Origin of the sequence: Dietzia sp. MNB45 (assembly GCF_051994785.1) — a bacterium.
Lineage (GTDB): Bacteria > Actinomycetota > Actinomycetes > Mycobacteriales > Mycobacteriaceae > Dietzia > Dietzia kunjamensis.
In genome coordinates, this window is sequence record NZ_CP163397.1 from 2,317,910 (window position 1) to 2,335,227 (window position 17,318).

7 protein-coding genes and 1 pseudogene are annotated in these 17,318 nt (G+C 67.7%); 1 reads left to right on the forward strand and 7 read right to left on the reverse strand.

Going from position 1 to position 17,318, the window contains the following annotated elements; genetic code table 11:
- From AB5G72_RS11115 to AB5G72_RS11140, 6 genes are all read right to left on the reverse strand, one after another.
- Positions 1–1,287: a TIGR02679 family protein gene (locus tag AB5G72_RS11115; protein ID WP_440219890.1), complete on the reverse strand. Its 1,287-nt coding sequence runs from the start codon at positions 1,285–1,287 to the stop codon at positions 1–3.
- Positions 1,284–5,531, reverse strand: a complete 4,248-nt coding sequence (locus AB5G72_RS11120) for a TIGR02680 family protein (protein ID WP_440219891.1) — start codon at positions 5,529–5,531, stop codon at positions 1,284–1,286. Before AB5G72_RS11120 ends, AB5G72_RS11115 begins: the two co-directional genes overlap by 4 nt.
- Positions 5,528–6,856, reverse strand: a complete 1,329-nt coding sequence (locus AB5G72_RS11125) for a TIGR02678 family protein (protein WP_440219892.1) — start codon at positions 6,854–6,856, stop codon at positions 5,528–5,530. Before AB5G72_RS11125 ends, AB5G72_RS11120 begins: the two co-directional genes overlap by 4 nt.
- Positions 6,853–8,475 carry a DUF2397 domain-containing protein gene (locus AB5G72_RS11130; protein WP_440219893.1) on the reverse strand — a complete coding sequence of 541 codons (1,623 nt, stop codon included), beginning with the start codon at positions 8,473–8,475 and terminating at the stop codon, positions 6,853–6,855. Before AB5G72_RS11130 ends, AB5G72_RS11125 begins: the two co-directional genes overlap by 4 nt.
- Positions 8,476–9,236: 761 nt before the next feature.
- Positions 9,237–11,363, reverse strand: coding sequence for an FAD-dependent oxidoreductase (locus tag AB5G72_RS11135; protein ID WP_440219894.1), 2,127 nt, complete (start codon positions 11,361–11,363; stop codon positions 9,237–9,239).
- Between the two features lie 155 nt (positions 11,364–11,518).
- Positions 11,519–12,598, reverse strand: a complete 1,080-nt coding sequence (locus AB5G72_RS11140) for a GIY-YIG nuclease family protein (protein ID WP_440219895.1) — start codon at positions 12,596–12,598, stop codon at positions 11,519–11,521.
- Positions 12,599–12,836: 238 nt separating this feature from the next.
- On the opposite strand from AB5G72_RS11140, the gene AB5G72_RS11145 reads away from it, so the two are divergent.
- Positions 12,837–15,836: an AMP-binding protein gene (locus AB5G72_RS11145; protein WP_440219896.1), complete on the forward strand. Its 3,000-nt coding sequence runs from the start codon at positions 12,837–12,839 to the stop codon at positions 15,834–15,836.
- On the opposite strand, the pseudogene AB5G72_RS11150 reads toward AB5G72_RS11145, so the two are convergent.
- Positions 15,833–17,209, reverse strand: a pseudogene (locus tag AB5G72_RS11150) (DUF3375 domain-containing protein). The gene AB5G72_RS11145 and the pseudogene AB5G72_RS11150 sit on opposite strands and share 4 nt — an antisense overlap.
- Positions 17,210–17,318: the final 109 nt, after the last annotated feature.

Consider the following 17,318-nt stretch of genomic DNA (forward strand, 5'->3'; position numbering starts at 1 on the left):
CTAGAGGTCGGCGAGCAGCACGTCTAGCAGTGCCTCCTCATGGACCGCGACTCCGGTGCGCGACATGGTTACCGCGAGTTGCGGATCCCACGGTGTCGGACCTGGGGTTCCTGCGAGCGGCAGCTTGTCCGCCGAGCTAGCCGCCGCGACAGCGGCCTCGTAGTCGCCGGCGCTCATGTGCCACGGCTGCGCCCCGGCAGCCAAGATGCGCCCGGCGATCGCGACCCCGGGCCAGTCGAAATCGCCGTGGTAACGGACCAGTGCTCCTTGTTTCACTAGACCCCGGAGTAAAACCCAAGCGGCGCTCGCGGGGGTGCCGGACACACACACCAGGGCGCGGGTCGATCCTGCTCGTGCAGCCGCTTGGAGGACCTGCGGGTTCTCGCAGACCGACACCGTCGTCCCCGCGACCGCCCAAGCCAGCGCCGCGGCGGCGCCGTTTAGTTCGTGCAACGTTAGGTGGGTGACCAGGCCAATATCGGCTCGGGCCCGCATCATGACCGCCCAGGGGTCATCGCCCGGTGGCCGTAGCGACCAGACCAGCACCGTTCCGGACAGCTCGTCGGGCACCACCCCGAGGAGGGTCCACATGCTGCGGACATCGGGCGCCGACTCCGGCGGATTAAGACCGTGAGCGGCGGCCGCGGCACGCAGCACGAGAGCGGCGGCGATGCGTCCCGAGTCGAGGCCGTGGGCGTCGCCGGTGCACTTGGTAGCGAGTTCAGCCAAGGCCCACTCGGTTGTCTGCTCGGACGCTGGCCTTGCTGGATCGAGGGCACCAGACGAGGCGAGCTCAGCCAGGACTGCACCCGCCTGCACGACAGCGGCATCCGCGCCATCCCCGGCCCTGGTGAGGATTCCGACGACACGTGTTCCCTCAACGAACCCGGGGACCCACTCCTGGTCACCGACTCCTGCGTCGGCGAGCGCAGCATCGAGCAGGGCGGCTGTGCTGGCCCGCGCTTCAGTCCGAGCTAAACGGGCAGCCTTACGGTCCACGAGCGGTCCACTGAGCGCCTCGATCACCGTCACGAGCCCAGCTGCCGCGGCGGACCGCCGCAGCGCTGCGTCCGCGTCTGCGAGACGCACGCGGGCGGGGCTTGTCACGCGCCGGCCGAGGAGCCCACCGAGATGGTCGGCGCCATGTTCGTCTAGGGGGACAGTCACGGTGCCGGTGACCTGGATGCCATTTCGTTCGAGCCTGCCGCGAACTACGTCCCAGAGGGGCGCCAGTCCGGGGTGGAGCAGGTAGTCGCGTGTCGCTGGCGGGAGTGCCTGGTCGGTCATCGCGGCGCTACCTGGAGGCGTCGGCTGTGTCCGTCCCAACAGACGTGGGTCGTCACAGCAGCCGAGCCTTCGACTCGCCGGACTTCGTAACAATCCAGCGCCGGCACCTGCGGGTAGTCGCCCCACAAGGCGTGCCCGGTCATTGCGAAGTCGACGTCGAGCTTTACCAGCAGCCCCATGAGCTCACCGATGGTGGGGTTGTCGACCTTGGCAAACGCGTCGTCCAATAGCAGCAGTCGCAGCGCGCGCCCGGTGTCGGGCAGACCGGACAGGTAGGCGTCGATGGCAGCGAACAGAGCCACGTAGGACACGAACCGGGTCTCGCCCTGGGAGAGTCGTGCCTTGCGGCTGATTCGTCTCTCCTGGCCCGGCTTCGGCCCCAGAATGATTACCTCGACTGCGTGCCAGGCCCGGTAGTCCAGTGCGTCGCGCAGGTGGGTGGCATAGCCCGCGGACTCGTCGAGCTCGAACGCCTCGTTGACGCGGTCCTTGAGGAGCTCGGTCAGTTGAGCATTCTGGTCGGCCGACCTCACCGCACCAGCCGTAGACACGAGCTCCTTGATGCGCACGACGGCCGGGTCGGAGCTCTCCGATATCTTCCACCGCAGCTTGACCCCGATTCCGTGCGAGGTGCGGATGGTGGCCAGCGAGGCATTCATCGCGGCGATGAGCTCGTCGGCCTGGTCCAATCGGCGCCGAAGTTCTTCGGCGACCCCGCCGAGGACAAACTCGGTGAAGACGCTCCGTTCACGCTCACTGAGCGCGTTTCGGCCCTCGTCGACGGTCCGGGCGAGCTCGGCGGCGGCGTCGGCGACGCTGCGCCGTCCGGTTGTGTCGGACAGTTCGACTAGGCGGACACCCTCGCGTACCTCGGTGACGACGTCGAAGGAGCCTGACAGCTCTCGCTCCAGGGTGCGCTGCGGACCGAACAGCGCGTTCTCATCGGCGCCCTGGCTGTGTCGGCGCAGCCCGGCGGCTACGCGGATTACTGCCTCGCGCACAGCGGTCGGAGTGACATCTGACAGCTCGATAGTCTCCGGCGAGTCGGCGAATGCTGCTGCTGCGATGCCCGGGATCGCCAGCCGTCGGCGGAACTGGTCGAACGCGGCGACGAGATCAGCTTGGGTTGTCGTGACTCGTTCGGCTGCAGCGCGAGCCTCAGCTTCGGCGGTACCGACCTGGACACCCAAACTGGAGTCGAGGCTCCGAGCGGACTCCAGCTCACCTGCCAGGGCATTGCGGGTGGTCTCGCATTCTCGCAACTCGACCTTCGCTGCGGCCGCCTCCTGCCCGATGCTGGAACGGACAGACTCGAGCTCGGACGCCTCTCGATGCCAGATGGTCCACAGCGTTGCGGCGCGCGCCTCGTCTTCGACCCGTTCACCGGTGCGGTCGCTGGCCTTTCCGACCGCCTCCGTGTGGTCAGCGACCGCGCTGACGACTTGGCCGAGCAGGTGGCTCAGGTCACGGCATGCCGTCTCCGCTTCGCCTGTGGCCTGCCGGAACGCCTGTAACTCGTCAGCGGTGTGCGGAAGGCTGAATTCGGAGCAGATCGCGCGGTGTTCGCTAACCTCCCGGGACCAGGCCGTGCGCATCTCAGCTGCTTCAATTGCAGCACCGTGGGCTCGCGACCGTTCCTTCGCGGCTCGGTTGGACGCTTCGGTCGCGCGGACCCTGGCGGAGGAGACGGCCTGCGTCCGCGGCGCGTTGCGCGTCGCGGCACTCAGCCGTTCTCGGGCAGCGTGGGTCTCGGCTCGGTCTGCGGCCCGATTCTCGGCGGCGTCCGTGAGCTGGGCGAGCTCGACCTCGATGGCTGCAAGGCGCACCCGTCTGGCCTCCGTGCGAGCGGTAACGCCGATATGGCGGGCCACCTTGGGCAGGTGTCGGCCAGTCAGTGGACCTGAGCCCCACGACCCGTCCGGAGACACCCAGATCCCACCGGGCGAAGTGGCCCCGCCTCCGCGTCGGTCACCGAACCCGATGCGCGCAAGGATCGCTTCGACTACGTCAACCGGCTTAGGGCTGGCCGGGTCGGCAATCAACTTGCCTGACACCGGGGTTTCGTCAACCGGACCTGTCGGGGTCAGCAGCAGCTGTCCGTCTTCGGCGTGCAGGGTCCCGTCTGGCTGCAGGACGGCGAGAAGGAGTCCGGAGGCTAGGAGAGCACCTTCGAGGCCGGCGCGGTCAGTCGAATTGAGCTCGTCGCCGAAGTCGATGGCTTGCCATAGCGGGACGGAGTCGTCGCGATGTGGCCGGACCCAGGGCGACAGGGTCGGGCTGGGGTCCACCGCAGACTCCAACCCGGCACGTTCTGCCTCCAGGTTTTCGCGGACCTCGTTTTCGACCTGGTCAACTCTGTCGAGCTCGGCAAGTCGGTACGCGTGTCGTTCGCGCACGGGTTCGGCAAGCGACCCCGCAACGTGGTCCAGGTCGGTCAGGTCGCGTTCGCTGAGGTCGCCGAAGAGGACTGAAGCGTCGGCGAGAACGACGTCGATGACTGTGCCTGCCACTTCGGGCTCTGCGCCGAACGCTGCAACCGTCGCTTCAGAAGAGACCCAGTCGCGCCACCCGTCTGCATACGACTCGGCGGAGGTCGCGAGCTCGGACTGACGCTCTAGCTCAACATTCTCGGCTTCGCTGGCCCGCTGATCGGCTTCCTCGGCGCGCCGGTCGGCCGCCTCAACCTTTCCGCGCTGGACGTCGAGCGCCTTCGCCTTCCCTAGACGCCCCGCGGCCTGGCGCCCACGTTCGGTTGCGCTGACCTGCACCCGCCGTACCTGCTCGACCGCGCTGCCGAGGTCGTTTGGGGCGACTGAGAGCTCGACCGGGACCGGACGGTCCAGCGGGGTCGGGTCGCTGTCCCGAGTGAGGCGCACCGGCTCGGTGAGGACACTGGCCGGAGCTGTCGTAGCGGCGATGCTCGCCGGGAGCCCACCAGAAACGCCGGCAGCGTCAACCTTCGCACGGGCCGTCTCGACGGCTGCTGCGGCCCGCGTACTCGTGCGAACCGCTTTCGCGGCCGTCTCATCACTGGCACGGACCTCACGCGCCTCCGCGCCGCGTGCGCGCTCTGCCGTGACAAGCGAAGCATCGGCCGCCGAGCCGAGTGCTTCGACCTTCTTCTCGCGCTCATCGAGGTCGCGGGCGTCGGCGTACGCGGAGGACTGCTTGATGCCGGCGATGGTTCCGGTCAGGTCGGCGATCGTCTCGTCGAGTTCGCCCATCCGGGCCCTATTCTCGCCACGTGCCTTGTCAAGCTCGGCGTGAACGGTGGCGCGGTCCTTGGCGTCCTTGACCGCGGCGTCAGCCGCCGACGCAGCCTTCGTGGTGTTCTCTGCGCCGTCTGAAACTACGGTCGCGGCGTAGCGACTATAGGTACCGAAGAAAGTGCTCACGTGACTTAGGGCAGCTTCAAGCCGGCCTTGGGCGAGGCGGGTCTCGGACAGCCCGTCCAGCTGATCGCCTGCCGCGTTGAGCGCATGTTCGTCCAACGGCGGGAGCGCGTCGGACAAAATTTGGGGAAGACGACCTTCCTCAATGCGGTTTCCAACGTCGGGTGAACGCAGAGTGTGAAGCAGCTGGAGCAGCCCGGCGTACCGTTCAGCACCCGAGTCACCGGTCAGGGTGAAGACAGTTGCGCGGACGCGGTCGCGGTGGGTGCCCGGTGATGTCGTGACGCGGTCGGCACCGATTAGTTCAGCAAGCTTGTCCCGCGGAAGGGTCTCTCGCGTTGGCGACATGAGCTCGAGTTCGGACCCGACGCGCAGATCGGTAGTGAAGTAGTGCACCTTCGCTTCTCCGGTCGAACGGGAGAATCGGATGTGCGCGCCGACAGTCGTGTATTGCTCGGTCGTTCCGGACCCGTGGAGCTCGACATCCGCCGGGTCGGTGGGGTCCAATGTGCGGGCCAGCTCGAGCCACACGTAACCGGCCCGCGTGGTGCGGTCCTCTGCGCCTGCCTTCATTAGCTCGACGAGGCTTACCTTGCCGGAGCCGGTGGCGTCCATCTTGCGGCGGTCGGCGTCGAGAACAAACGGTAGGAGCAGTTCGAGGGCCCGGCTCTTGCCAGATCCGTTCGTTCCGCGCAGGACGAGCCGACCGCCGGAGAGATCGAACTCGGTGTCGTAGTAGTACCAGACGTCGACCAGCCCTGCGCGGTTCATGCGCCACCTGTACGGATGGCGCTTCGGGGGGGTCTGGTCTGCGGTCTCGAACCCCGCGCCGGGGATCTGCGTGGGGGTCACGACTGCTCCTGGCCGTGCGGTTCTACGACGGCGTCTGCACTAGGGCTGGGGCCGGGCCCGGGGTCGGCAAAAAGGGGCTCATCTGCGGGGTCGATTGACCCGCCGTCGTCGGCGAGGCGGCGTTGGGCTCGCGTGCGTGTCGGCGTGCGGACAGGATCGGGCCGGTATCGGCTGCAGGCTGGATGAAGGACGAGCCCGTCGTCGGTGGGCGTTGCGAGCGACACCGCCGACAGCACTTGAACCACTTCGTCGCTCAGCCTGCCCAAGTCACCTGCAACTTCAGCACGCCAGACCTTTGAGTTCTGATCGGAGAGGATTTCGATTTTCTCGGCGACCACCTCCCACGACGCGAAGACACCGGGAACCGGGACGCCGTTGACCGATGCGGTCGTGCCGGCCGCGGGATGCAAGGTGTCCACCAGCGCGTCCAGAAGGAGGAGGGCGGCCTGCCTTACCGTGCCCTGACCAGGGAACTCGACGTCTGTCAGCTCATCGTCCGGGTCGTAGGCCAGCGCACCCTCGAGCCAAACCTCGAGCGTCAGGCCGAACGCATCGTCGAGGGCCCTGGCAACGTCGCGCCGTTCACGCGATAGGGCGTCAGCCTCAGCCTCGGTAAGCGCCTCACGTGGAGTGAGTGGGTGCTCGGTGAGCCGGCGACGCAACGCGGGTCGAGGCTGCTCACGCTCGGCCGGGTCGACTGCCCACATCTCCTCCGGGGCGTCCATCCCTGCGAGCGGACGAGCGACAACGTGCGGCAGGAGGGACTGATTAACGGTCAGAAGCGCCTCTTCGCGGCGCTCACCCCACCCTGCGACGCTGCCGTCGGTTTCAACCAGGACACCCCATTCAATGAGCTGGTCGATGGCGGCGACTAGGGCTCGTCGTTCCCCGAGGGTCTCGTCCATCGTGATGCCGGCAGTCGCCGCGTCGGCCCGAAGCTGCTCGACGAGGGCTGAGAGGAGAATTTGCTCACCCGCACCGGGAGCCATCAGGCCGGCGCACACGAGCGCGAGGTACGCGTAGGCGCGGGGGGTGAACTCGCCGCCGTTCGCGCGCCGCGCTCCGCGGGCGGGTACGTCGACTGGCGGGACCGCCTTGACCAGTCGAGCGAAAGTCGGTTCGACAACGAGCGGGTACCCAAGGAGCGTCTGGAAAGTCTGCCGGAGCGCGACCTTGTGACGACGGACCAACGTGAGGCTCTCAGCGTGTTGAGCTGCAGCCAGGATGGGGGTGGACAGTAGCGCCCGGGCGGCGGCCCGCCGTTCTGCCGCGGAGTGCTCGCTGGTGGTCGCCGTCGAAAAGGAGCGGCGCTCCGACGTGCTCATGCTGTGGTCTCCGTTGACACCTGGTGACCCACCCTGTCGGGTCTGTAGGTGACGGTGCACGCGCCGGTGCCGGCCGGGTCGGCACGCACTTCGAGGTCGTGCACGGTGAGGTCGCCGTCCGAGCAGTGAACGACAGTCTTCGTGCCGGCGACCGGGGTGGCGGTGATGATGAGGTCCACGTCGGTGGCGGTCGACGTTGCCGGTCCAGTCAAAACCTGGTCGACTGCGATGAGTTCCGCAAGCCTGTCGAGGAGCAGCTCGCGAGCTGCCGGCGACAGGTGTGCGCCGTTGAGGCTGCCTGCGGCAGCGAGCTCCGCTGCTGCCGCGCGCTTATTGTCAGCCTCGGCCTGGGCCTCGGCGAGGAGCCACTCGCGGTCCAACCCTGGGTCGGGAACTCGGGACGTTCGGCCCCGGGCAGTGCGGTCGCCGCGCTCTCGTAGCGACAGCGGCACATCGACGGGATCGCTGTCCCACCACGACGTTGTAGCGCTGGCTCGCGCGGACTCCTCGTCGGGCCTGCCCCCAAGGTGCCGTGCCGGGTACGCTCCGAACGCCGCGTCGAAGATGCGGTGTGCGGTTACCGTGTCCGCTTCATCGAACCAGACGGCAAGACGCAGTAGGTCCGCGCGGCGTGATACACCGGTGCCAGCGGCTGCGAGCATCCGCTTCGCGTTCGCGATGAGTTGGCCCAGGGCCTGGTCGGCTGCTGAACGCAGCTGCGTCGGCCCGGACCGGCCCCGCCGACCCGTGTACCAGGCGGTCAGCTCCTCCCAGTCTGCCCGGGTCCTGCCCGGCGACCGCTCAGTCTGCTCATCACTGGGGAGTCCAGGTAACGCGTCGAGGATGGTTAGCACCACGTCGATCCGCTCCTCGATCCGCTCGAGCAGTGCCGCGACCGCGGGCGCGTGGCGAACTACGTCGGCGGAGATGAGGTCGACGTAGGTGAGTAGCAACGTCTTGAACGCTGCGTACTCGGTTCCGCCAAGGTCGTCGCGCGAGATGCGGCCCTGGACGAAAGCGTAGAAGTCAGTCGCGGACTCGGCGAACAGTCGCTGGTTGTTGAACACAGTGGTCACGTCGCTGGCGAGGGCGTCACCATCGACCGGCTTGGAGTCGAGGTGGGCAAGGATGCGCTCGAGAGTCTGGACGGTGCCGCCGAGGAGCTCGCGCGCAATCTCGCGCGCCCCATCGGAAGCGCGAAGGACATCGTCGACCTGGCGGTGCACTCGACCGCCGAGCTTTGACGCTTGGTATCGGGATCGGGAACGTAGCCATTCGCTGACCGTGGCGACGCGGGCGTCACGGACGGACGGGACGAGGTTGCCCCAAGTCACCAACTGTCGGCAGCGGTGCTCGATGTCGTCGACGGACAGCGCTATACCGGGCACCGTACGGAGCAGCGCCTCGTGCGCTTCAGCCGCGGACAGGTCGGTGAGGAGAGTCTCGGTGAACAGTCGCATCAACTGCAGATATTCGCCAGTGCTCTCGGCCGTGACGTAACGGTAAAGCGACAGCCTCTCAGCAGTCTGAATCGTATTGGGAGGGCTGGGTTCAACGAGAGACTCTCTTGCTCCGATGATACGAGCCTGAGTGTCATCATCATCGCTCTCCGGTGCCAAGACACACCCTCCATCCATGGTTGACGAGGGGCACCGCGCTGCCGACAATTGCGACGCCTCCGGCTTGCTTCCCCCGACGCCACGCACGCTACGTGAGCCCTCCGACACTTGGGGTGTGAAGTCGTACCTTCCTCAAGCACGAGCGCGGACAAGTGGCACACCGGTTCGTCCGAATTCGCGGGCCCTGCCCCGTGCCGTCAAAGCGAGCCAGCGCAGCCGGTTCGCTCGACAAGCTGCTTACCCGGTAGCCGCACCCGATTCCGAACGGCCTACGACTTAGCGGGGCAACTAGTGCACCCCTCAATATCCGCCGCGCGATGATGAGGGCGCCAACGTACAGTTCGGTGAGGAAGTGGCGCGGCTGAACGTGGACAGTGCGCGATTCCGCCCTTTGAAGCACAGGAGCAACCTTGAAATGAGAGTAAAAGTCCTGGCGATAATAATCACATCGATCGCCCCGTGCTCCTCAGTAGGGACTGCTCAAAGACTGCGCACTCCGATTCTGATTGCCCGGCGACCAAGTCACAACCAGTTTCGGACATCGCGGCCTTGATGGTCTTGTGGGCTTGGGGACCATCGGTTATCGACTCCGGAGCCAGCGGTATTCCGTCGGCGGTCGGTGATAACGCTTGGCGGGGCACTGGCCCGGCCCGGGCATTTAGCTACTTGGTCGCTGCAGCGCGTTCGCGCATTTCCGGAGAGCCGGGCTCAATCTAGAATTCAGATTGAAGGAAGCTGCGTCGACCGCGCCCCTCTTGGGTTCAGCCCTGCGCCACGGCCTTCCACGCCGAGTGGATCGCGCCGTGGATGTAGCCCACCTCGCCGGCGTCGCCGATGACCTCGCAGTCGATGCCGGCGGCGCGGAGCTCGTCGGCCAGCGGGGCGGCGGCGGTGGTGCCGTCGGCGTAGATGACCATGTCGGCAGGGGCGGACTGGGCGCGACCCTTGGCATCGGTCCAGGCGACCGTCGACTCGGTGATGTGGCTGACCTTCACCCGGCGCTGGATGTCGACGCCGTGCTCGCGGGCGTGACGGACGGCGGTCCAGCGGCGCGGCATGGCCAACGGCAGGCCGAGCTGCTGCGACTCGTGCAGGAGGGTGACGCTGCGGCCGCGCTCGGCGAGGAACTCCGCGAGCTCCAGGCCCACCAGCGAGCCGCCGATCACCACGACGTTCCTGCCCATCGGCAGCGCAATCTTGGTCAGCCGCCGGATCCACGAGGGCCGCTTGGTGATGGTCGACAGCCGGCCCAGCTTGCCGACCGTCCGGAGGAAGAACCCGGCCTCGTCGGCGGTGGCGGTACCCAGCATGGTGGCGCGAAGCGAGTCGCCGGTGTGCACGTGCGGCAGGTCCCCGCCCGGGATGGCCGGGGCGGGACGCTTGGCACCGGTCGCCACGATCACGCGGTCGGCGCCGAGAGCACGGATCGACTCCACCGTGGCTTCGGTGTTCAACCGCACGTCGATGCCGAGCCGCTTAACCTCGGCCTCGAAGAAGCGGATGAGCGGCTCGTTGTCGGGCGTGGTGAGGCTCGAGAACCACATCGTGCCGCCTAGGCGGTCGGCCTTGTCCAGCACGGTCACCCGGTGTCCGCGCTCGGTGAGCACCAGCGCCGACTCCAGGCCGGCGGGTCCGGCGCCCACCACCACGACGTGCTCGCGCGTGGGCGCGGGCGTCAGCGGCAGCAGCGTCTCGTTGCCCAGTGCCGGGTTGACCGCGCAGAACGGGGTGTCGTCAAAGAAATTCTCGGCCACGCAGAGATAGCAGTTGATGCAGGGGCGGACACGCTCCGGCGTGCCGGCGGCCAACTTGTTGGGCAGGTTCGGATCGGCGAGCAACTGCCGGCCCATGGCGGCGAAGTCCACCTTGTCGTCGTCGATCGCCTTCTCCGCCACCTCGGGGAGCATGCGGCCCACGGCGATGACGGGGATCGACACGGCCTTCTTGATGGCCGCGGCGTTGTCCACGTACGCGCCGATCGTATCCGGGAGGGGGCCGTCGGTGAAGTTGTCGAAGGGGTTGCGGCCCCAGCCGGTCACGTGGATGGCGTCGGCGCCCGCGCGCTCGAACAGCACCGCGGCCTCGGTCGCCTCGGGCAGGGTCAGCCCGCCCTCCTGGCCGTACTCCTCACCGGACACGCGCACCAGCACAGCGAGCTTGTCGCCCACCCGCGCCTTGACCGCAGCGATGACCTCGCACGTCAGCCGCGCCCGGTTGGCCAGCGACCCGCCGTACTCATCGGTGCGCAGGTTGTCGCGGCGGTTGAGGAACACGCCCAGGATGTAGCCGTGCGCCACGTGGATCTCGATCGCGTCCGCGCCGGCCCGGGCGATGCGGTCGGCGGCCTCGGCCCACGTCTCGACGAGCCACGCGATGTCGGCGTGGTCCATCTCCTTGTAGACCGTCTTCTTGCCGCCGGTCGCCGCGCCCATCCGACCCAACTCCTCGCCCGTGCTGTCGGCCAGGGCGGAGTAGTCGTAGTCGTAGTCCGGGGTGCTCGGCGCGATGAGGGGACGGTCGTTGGCGATGTCCACGCGCGCGACCTTGCCGTGGTGCGTGGACTGCACGCACAGCTTGGACCCGGCCGCATGCACCGCGTCGGCCAGCGCCTTGAGGCCCGGGATGTACTTGTCATCCGACAGGCCCGGCTCCTTCAACGACGCCGCGCCCACCGGGAACGCGATCGCGCACGCGCCGGTGATGATCAGCCCGGCGCCGCCGGCGGCGCGGGCGACGTAGTGGTCGATCTCCCGCTGCTCGATCTCGCCGTCCTCGGACACGTTCATGTCCATCGCGGGCAGGACGATGCGGTTGGGCGTCTCCATCGGGCCGATGCGGCCGGGAGACATGAGGCGAGGGAAAGCGGTGAGGGTCGTCACGCCGATCATGATACGCCCGAGTTGACGGGTGTCTATAACAGGTTCCAGTTTTTGGGGTGGTGGGTTGTAGTCGACGGGGTGAAAGGGACGACGACGACGCCAGCGAGTGCGTATTGCAATCCCCTACCAGGCGCTGCCTTGCCGGCTCAGTCGGCTACGAGCAACTACTCGTCATCGGCACCGAGGGCATCACGCAGACCCACAGTCGGCAAGCCAATTCCAGCCGCCCGGTCGATCGCCGCCCCAGCCAGCAACCCGTTGTGCGCATCGGCGTACCGCCCAGAAACCCGCCCCCTACGAGTTCTGTCCAGGGAGTACCTCGCCGCTGCGGAGCGAATCTTGTCCGACTTCTTCATCGCCTTCACGAACGCAGTTGGGGACTTAAAGATGAGATATTCCGCATTGGGTCCCGAGGACTTGTGCACGGGACCAGCCATCGACGCACCGCGATGCTTCAGTGCCCACCACGTCATGCGGGCCGGAAGTACGGTGCTGTCCGTCGCGACACCGAGTTCCAGCCTCCCGCCCGGTAACTCGTTGAGGTAAAAGACCTCGAGCATCCCCATATTGAGCGTCACCAGACGCTTGACTCCGCCTCCCATTCTCAGGCTCGGGAGACACGACAGGGACCAGAACTGGCCCTGCGTGCGCCTCGGGAAGAGCACGCACCCGTGCAGATACGTCGCAAGCGCTTCCAGAATCGACTCGAACTCAGGGTGCGAAGAAAGCTCTTCGAACCTGACCTTCGAGCGCACCTCCGCCGATTTTCCGCCGAGGACAGACTGATCGGCTTCGCCAGACCGAAGATCAGCGAGATTGGCTTCCGCAGGGCTGTTGAACCATGCCTTCTGTTCCTCCACCGAGACGAGCTCGTCTAAAACGGACGTCCCGTAGATCACCGCGCTGTGCTCTCGGTTGAAACAGGTGAACCCGTTTCGGCAGAGGTCGTAGATCAGTTCGCGCTCTGCCGCTCTCAGCGTCTCTGTGTTCGCCGGTTCCGGCATGTATCGGAAAGATTGAATATTCGCGTGGTCGTAGTTCTTGACATGCTGCCGCAACCTCGACACCACCGAGGTGCTGGAGATGCCCACGTACACCTCGTGGGCTTCCCCCTCCCACATGTACAGACCCGCCGGCTTTCCGCTCCGCCTCTTCGCTAGAGCTCTAAGCGACTTGTCAGACATCGGGGTCGCCGGCCCGAAGCCCTGCTGATCTGCCCACGTGGCGACAGCGGGATCGGGCACCCAGTTTGGGATAAGCGAGTTATTAAGAGAAGCCATTGGTGGAGAGTAGCTTCTCAGTAAGACACTCGTCGGGGAGGAGCGTCTAATTGGGTCTGGCCGTGCTGAAGAATCCCGGCTTTCTAGCGGGGATGCGAGCGACGACGACATCGGCCCGGCGGGGGCGGGCAGCCGCAAGTCGCGGAGCTATCCGCTGGATCTTCTCGGTGCCCGTGCTGCACCCTCTACCCTCGGAAGCACCATGCCGCCCAACCCTGACATCGTCTCGGCCGCGCTCAAGACAGCGACGTCGTTCGTCCTGAACGCGGTCGAAGTCGTGCGTTTCGGCGGCCTTCAGACAGACGAAGAGCAATCTCCGTTCGAGATCGTCGCACGGCGCCCGATGTTCCGGCTGCGCCGCTACTACCCGCCGGCGGCGGGGGACGCTGGCCAAAGTGGGGTCCACATCGATGAGGACGAGCCGCCGCGGCCGCCGATCGTGCTCGTTCCGCCGATGATGATTTCCGCGGAAGTCTGGGACGTGTCACCCTCGACCAGCGCAGTGGCCGCACTGCACGAGGCAGGCATGGACCCGTGGGTGATCGACTTCGGTGCCCCGGACCTCGAGGCCGGCGGTCTCGAGCGCACCCTCACCGACCACGTGGTGGCGGTGAGCGACGCCGTCGACCTCGTCACCGCGGCGACCGGCCGTTCGGTGCATCTCGGTGGGTACAGCCAGGGCGGCATGTTCTGCTACCAGGCCGCGGCCTACCGGCGCTCACGCGACCTCGAGAGCATCGTGACGTTCGGCTCCCCCGTCGACTGGCGCGCCAATGCCCCGCTCGGCATTCCCGAGCAGGTGGTCGTCACCATCGCGCGCCTTGTCGCCGACTACGTCTTCAACGAACGTCCACTGCCCGGGTGGTTGGCCTCGACGGCATTCCGTCTGCTCGACCCGATCAAGACCGCCCGTTCCCAGGTGGATTTTCTGCGCCAACTCCATGACCGCGACGCGCTTCTCGGCCACGAGCGCCAGCGCCGCTTCATCGGGGGCGAGGGATTCGTAGCCTGGTCCGGCCCGGCGCTCGTCGACATGTTGCAGCAGGTGATCGTCCAGAACCGGATGATGGTCGGCGGCTTCGTCGTCGGCGACCACGTCGTCTCGCTCGCCGACATCACCTGTCCCGTCCTCGCCGTCTTCGGCGAGGTCGACGAGATCGGCGTCCCGGCCGGCGTCCGCAAGATCGCGTCCGTCGCTCCCGCGGCCGATGTCTACGATTTCTCGGTCCGCGCCGGGCACTTCGGCCTCGTCGTGGGCTCGACCGCCGCCTCGCTGACGTGGCCCACCGTCGTTCACTGGATCGACTGGATCGAAGACCGAGGGGCTCGACCGGACGGGATCACCGAGGTCGACCCCGACACCGTCATCGACCCCTCCCCCACCAAAGCGATCATGCTCGCGGCGGACGGGGCGTTCCAGGCAGCTGGACTCGGGGTCGGTGTGGTGCGCGGTGCGGGGCAGCTCGCCTTAGGCGCCCTGCGGACGACGCGAGCCGTCGGATACGAGGCGGTGCGCGCGGCACCGCGTCTCATCCGGCTGGGGCAGATCCAGCCCGCGACCCGGATCTCGTTCGCCAAGATCATCGGCGAACGCGCCCGGAACCAGCCGAATGACGCGTGCTTCCTTTTCTCCGACCGCGTCCACACGTACTCGGCCGTCGACACCCGGATCACGAACGTGGTCAAGGGCCTCATCACGGTCGGCGTGCGCCAGGGCGACCACGTCGGCGTGGTCATGGAGACGCGGCCCTCGGCGCTGGTCGCGATCGCCGCACTGTCGCGTCTCGGTGCCGTGGCCGTGCTGCTGCCCCCGTCCCAGTCACTGCCCGAACTTCTCCAACTCAGTTCCGTAACCGACGTGGTCGCCGACCCCGAGCACGCGTCCAAGGTCACCGATGCCGGAGCGCGGGCGCTGGTGCTCGGCGGTGGTGGCGTTGAGCGCGACCTGCCCGCGGCCCTCGGCAAGGACATCGTGGACCTCGAGCGCATCGACCCCGAGGCGGTGGAGTTGCCCCGCTGGTACCGTCCGAATCCCGGCCGAGGGGGCGACCTCGCCTTTGTGTTCTTCACCCGCTCCACGGGCACGTGGCAGACCAAGCTCGTCACCAACCACCGGTGGGCGGCGTCCGCGTTCGGCACCGCCAGCGCCGCGCGTCTCACCACCGAGTCCACCGTCTATTGCCTGAGCCCTCTCCACCACCCATCGGGACTGCTCACCACCGTCGGCGGCGCCGTGGCGGGAGGAGCCCGAATCGCGCTATCCCGCGGTTTCGATCCGGCGACCTTCGACGAGGAGATCCGTCGCTACGGCGTGACGGTGGTGTCCTACACCTGGGCGATGATGCGCGAATTGGTGCGCGGGCCAGTGCATCCGCGCGAGACGCTCCCGACACTCTCACTTTTCATGGGGTCAGGCATGCCCCGTGGGCTGTGGCGGCGGGTCCTGGACCGCTACCCGGGCACGCGAGTCCTTGAGTTCTATGCCGGTACCGAGTCCGATGTGGTCCTGGCTAACCTCACCACCTCCAAGCCGGGCGCGCGCGGACGTCCACTGCCCGGCACCGCCGAAGTGCGTCTCGTCGAGGTCGATCCCGACACCGGCACGATCCTCGCCGGCCCCGATGGCTTCGCCATACCCAGTGAGGTCGACGCACCCGGCGTACTTCTCGCCCGGCCCAGGCTCGGATTGGACGCTTCCGTGCGCCAACTCCGTGGGGTGTTCCGCCCCGGCGACACGTGGGTGTCGACCAATGACATCTTCGAGCGTGACAGGGACGGCGACTTCTGGCTGCTCGGCTCAGCGAGCTCGGTCGTCCACACCGAGCACGGTCCCGTCTACCCGATCCAGGTCGCCGATGCACTCGGGGATCTGCCCGAGGTAGACCTAGCCGTGCTGTACGAGGTGGATGGCGCAATGGGCCCGGTCGCCGTCGCCGCGGTGAACCTATGGGGTTCAGATCCGATTACCGCGGCCGACATCGGTGGCGCGCTGGCCTCGGTCCCGCTCGCCGGACAACCGGACATCGTCCACGTCGTCAAAGACATCCGGGTGACCAACTGGTACCGGCCGGACCCCAGGACGCTCGCAGCCCGGGGGCTGCCGAAGGCCGGCCCGCGTACCTGGATCCGCGATCGCGACACGGGTGAGTACGTGCGGCTTACCAAGGCGGTGCGGGACAAGCTGGCTCCGCCGACTTCCTAGACCAGTATCACGGTCTCCTCGTGCGCGTTGGTGGTCACCTCGAGGTCCTCGTCCTTGAGCGCCAGGTAGCCGACGATCTCGGCCGCCCCGTGCTGCAGGGGGTACATGGTGACGATGTCCTCCAGGCGGGCGGTGCCGCGCACCGGGATCAGCGCCCGGATGCGGGAGGCCAGGCGGGTGGGGTCGACGACGACCTGGTCGGTCAGCACGGAGGTGTCGACCTCCTCGGTGTCGACAGGATCGAGCAGGCTGTTGACCTCCGCGGCGGGCCGGGCGGTGAACAGCGGACGATCGGTGGGCAGGGCGACGTCGATACTCGTCTCCTCCAGCTCCAGCCCGAGGTCCGGCAGCTCGCCCTCGCGGACCTGCAGCGCCGAGGTCTCGATCTGGCGCACCAGGTCCAGCACCCGGCGGTTCTCCAGCCACACCTGGTCGTCGGTGAAGCGGCGCAGCTGCTCGGAGATGTTGCGGACCGTCTGCTGCGTGCGCTCCGCGGCCTCCGCCCAGCCGTGGTGCACGGTGCGCAGGCGCCGGTCCGCGCCGAGCTAGTCGATGCCGGTGAGGCGCTCGAGCAGCATGGACAGCTCCTCCTGGCCCGAGGTGGACAGCAGCAGGTCGTAGAAGGCCTGGAAGCTGCGGCCCTGGTCGGAGGAGTCGATCATGCTGCGGCCGTGGACGAGCTCGGCCAGCAGCTCGCCCTTGCTGCCCTGCCACGTAGCGATGCGCTCGCGTGCCGAGCGGTCCAGGGCGCGGAAGTTCTCCTCCACCTGGCGGAAGTCGGCCAGCAGCTCGCGGGCGGTGGTGGCGAACTGCTGGTAGCGCTCGCGGACCGCGGTGCGGTCGAGCAGGCCGGCTTGCGGGTCCTCGCGGAGCTGGGCGATCTCCCGCTCGATGTCGCGCTTGCGGCGCTCGAGTTGGTCCAGGCGTTTCGCCGGATCGGACTCGGTGCCCTGGGCGATCTGGCGCAGCAGGTCCACCGCCGTCTGCAGGCGCGACTCGGTGCCGACGAACGACTGCTCGGCCAGGCCCTGCACCCAAGCGTAGGCCTTTTCCAGGGCCGGGGTGGCGTCGTAGTGGATCTCGTCGGCGCCCAGCGGGTAGAAGCGGCGCAGGAAGCCCGACTCGGGCGCGGCCCAGTCGGCGAGGTACTCCGCGGCGGTGCGCACGAAGCGCGGGTTGGCCGGGTCCTGGGTGTTGATCGCGTACAGCTGGTCGTCCAGCGCCGCGACGAGCTCGCTCTCCGGGCTCGCCCCGCGGCCCTCCTCCACGAAGAACCGGCCCAACACCGTCAGCAGCAGGGGCGCGTGCGTGGCGCGCAGCATCCGCCAGGCGGGATGCCGCTCACGCAGCGCCTCGATCTGCGCGTACTCCACGTGGGGCTCCTCGGGTGGGTGGACTGTCGGTGACGGCGGGTCGTGCGCCGAGGGGACAGTCTAGGAGCGGGGGGTCCGTGACGGCGTGGGCGGTCCGGGTTCCGACGCA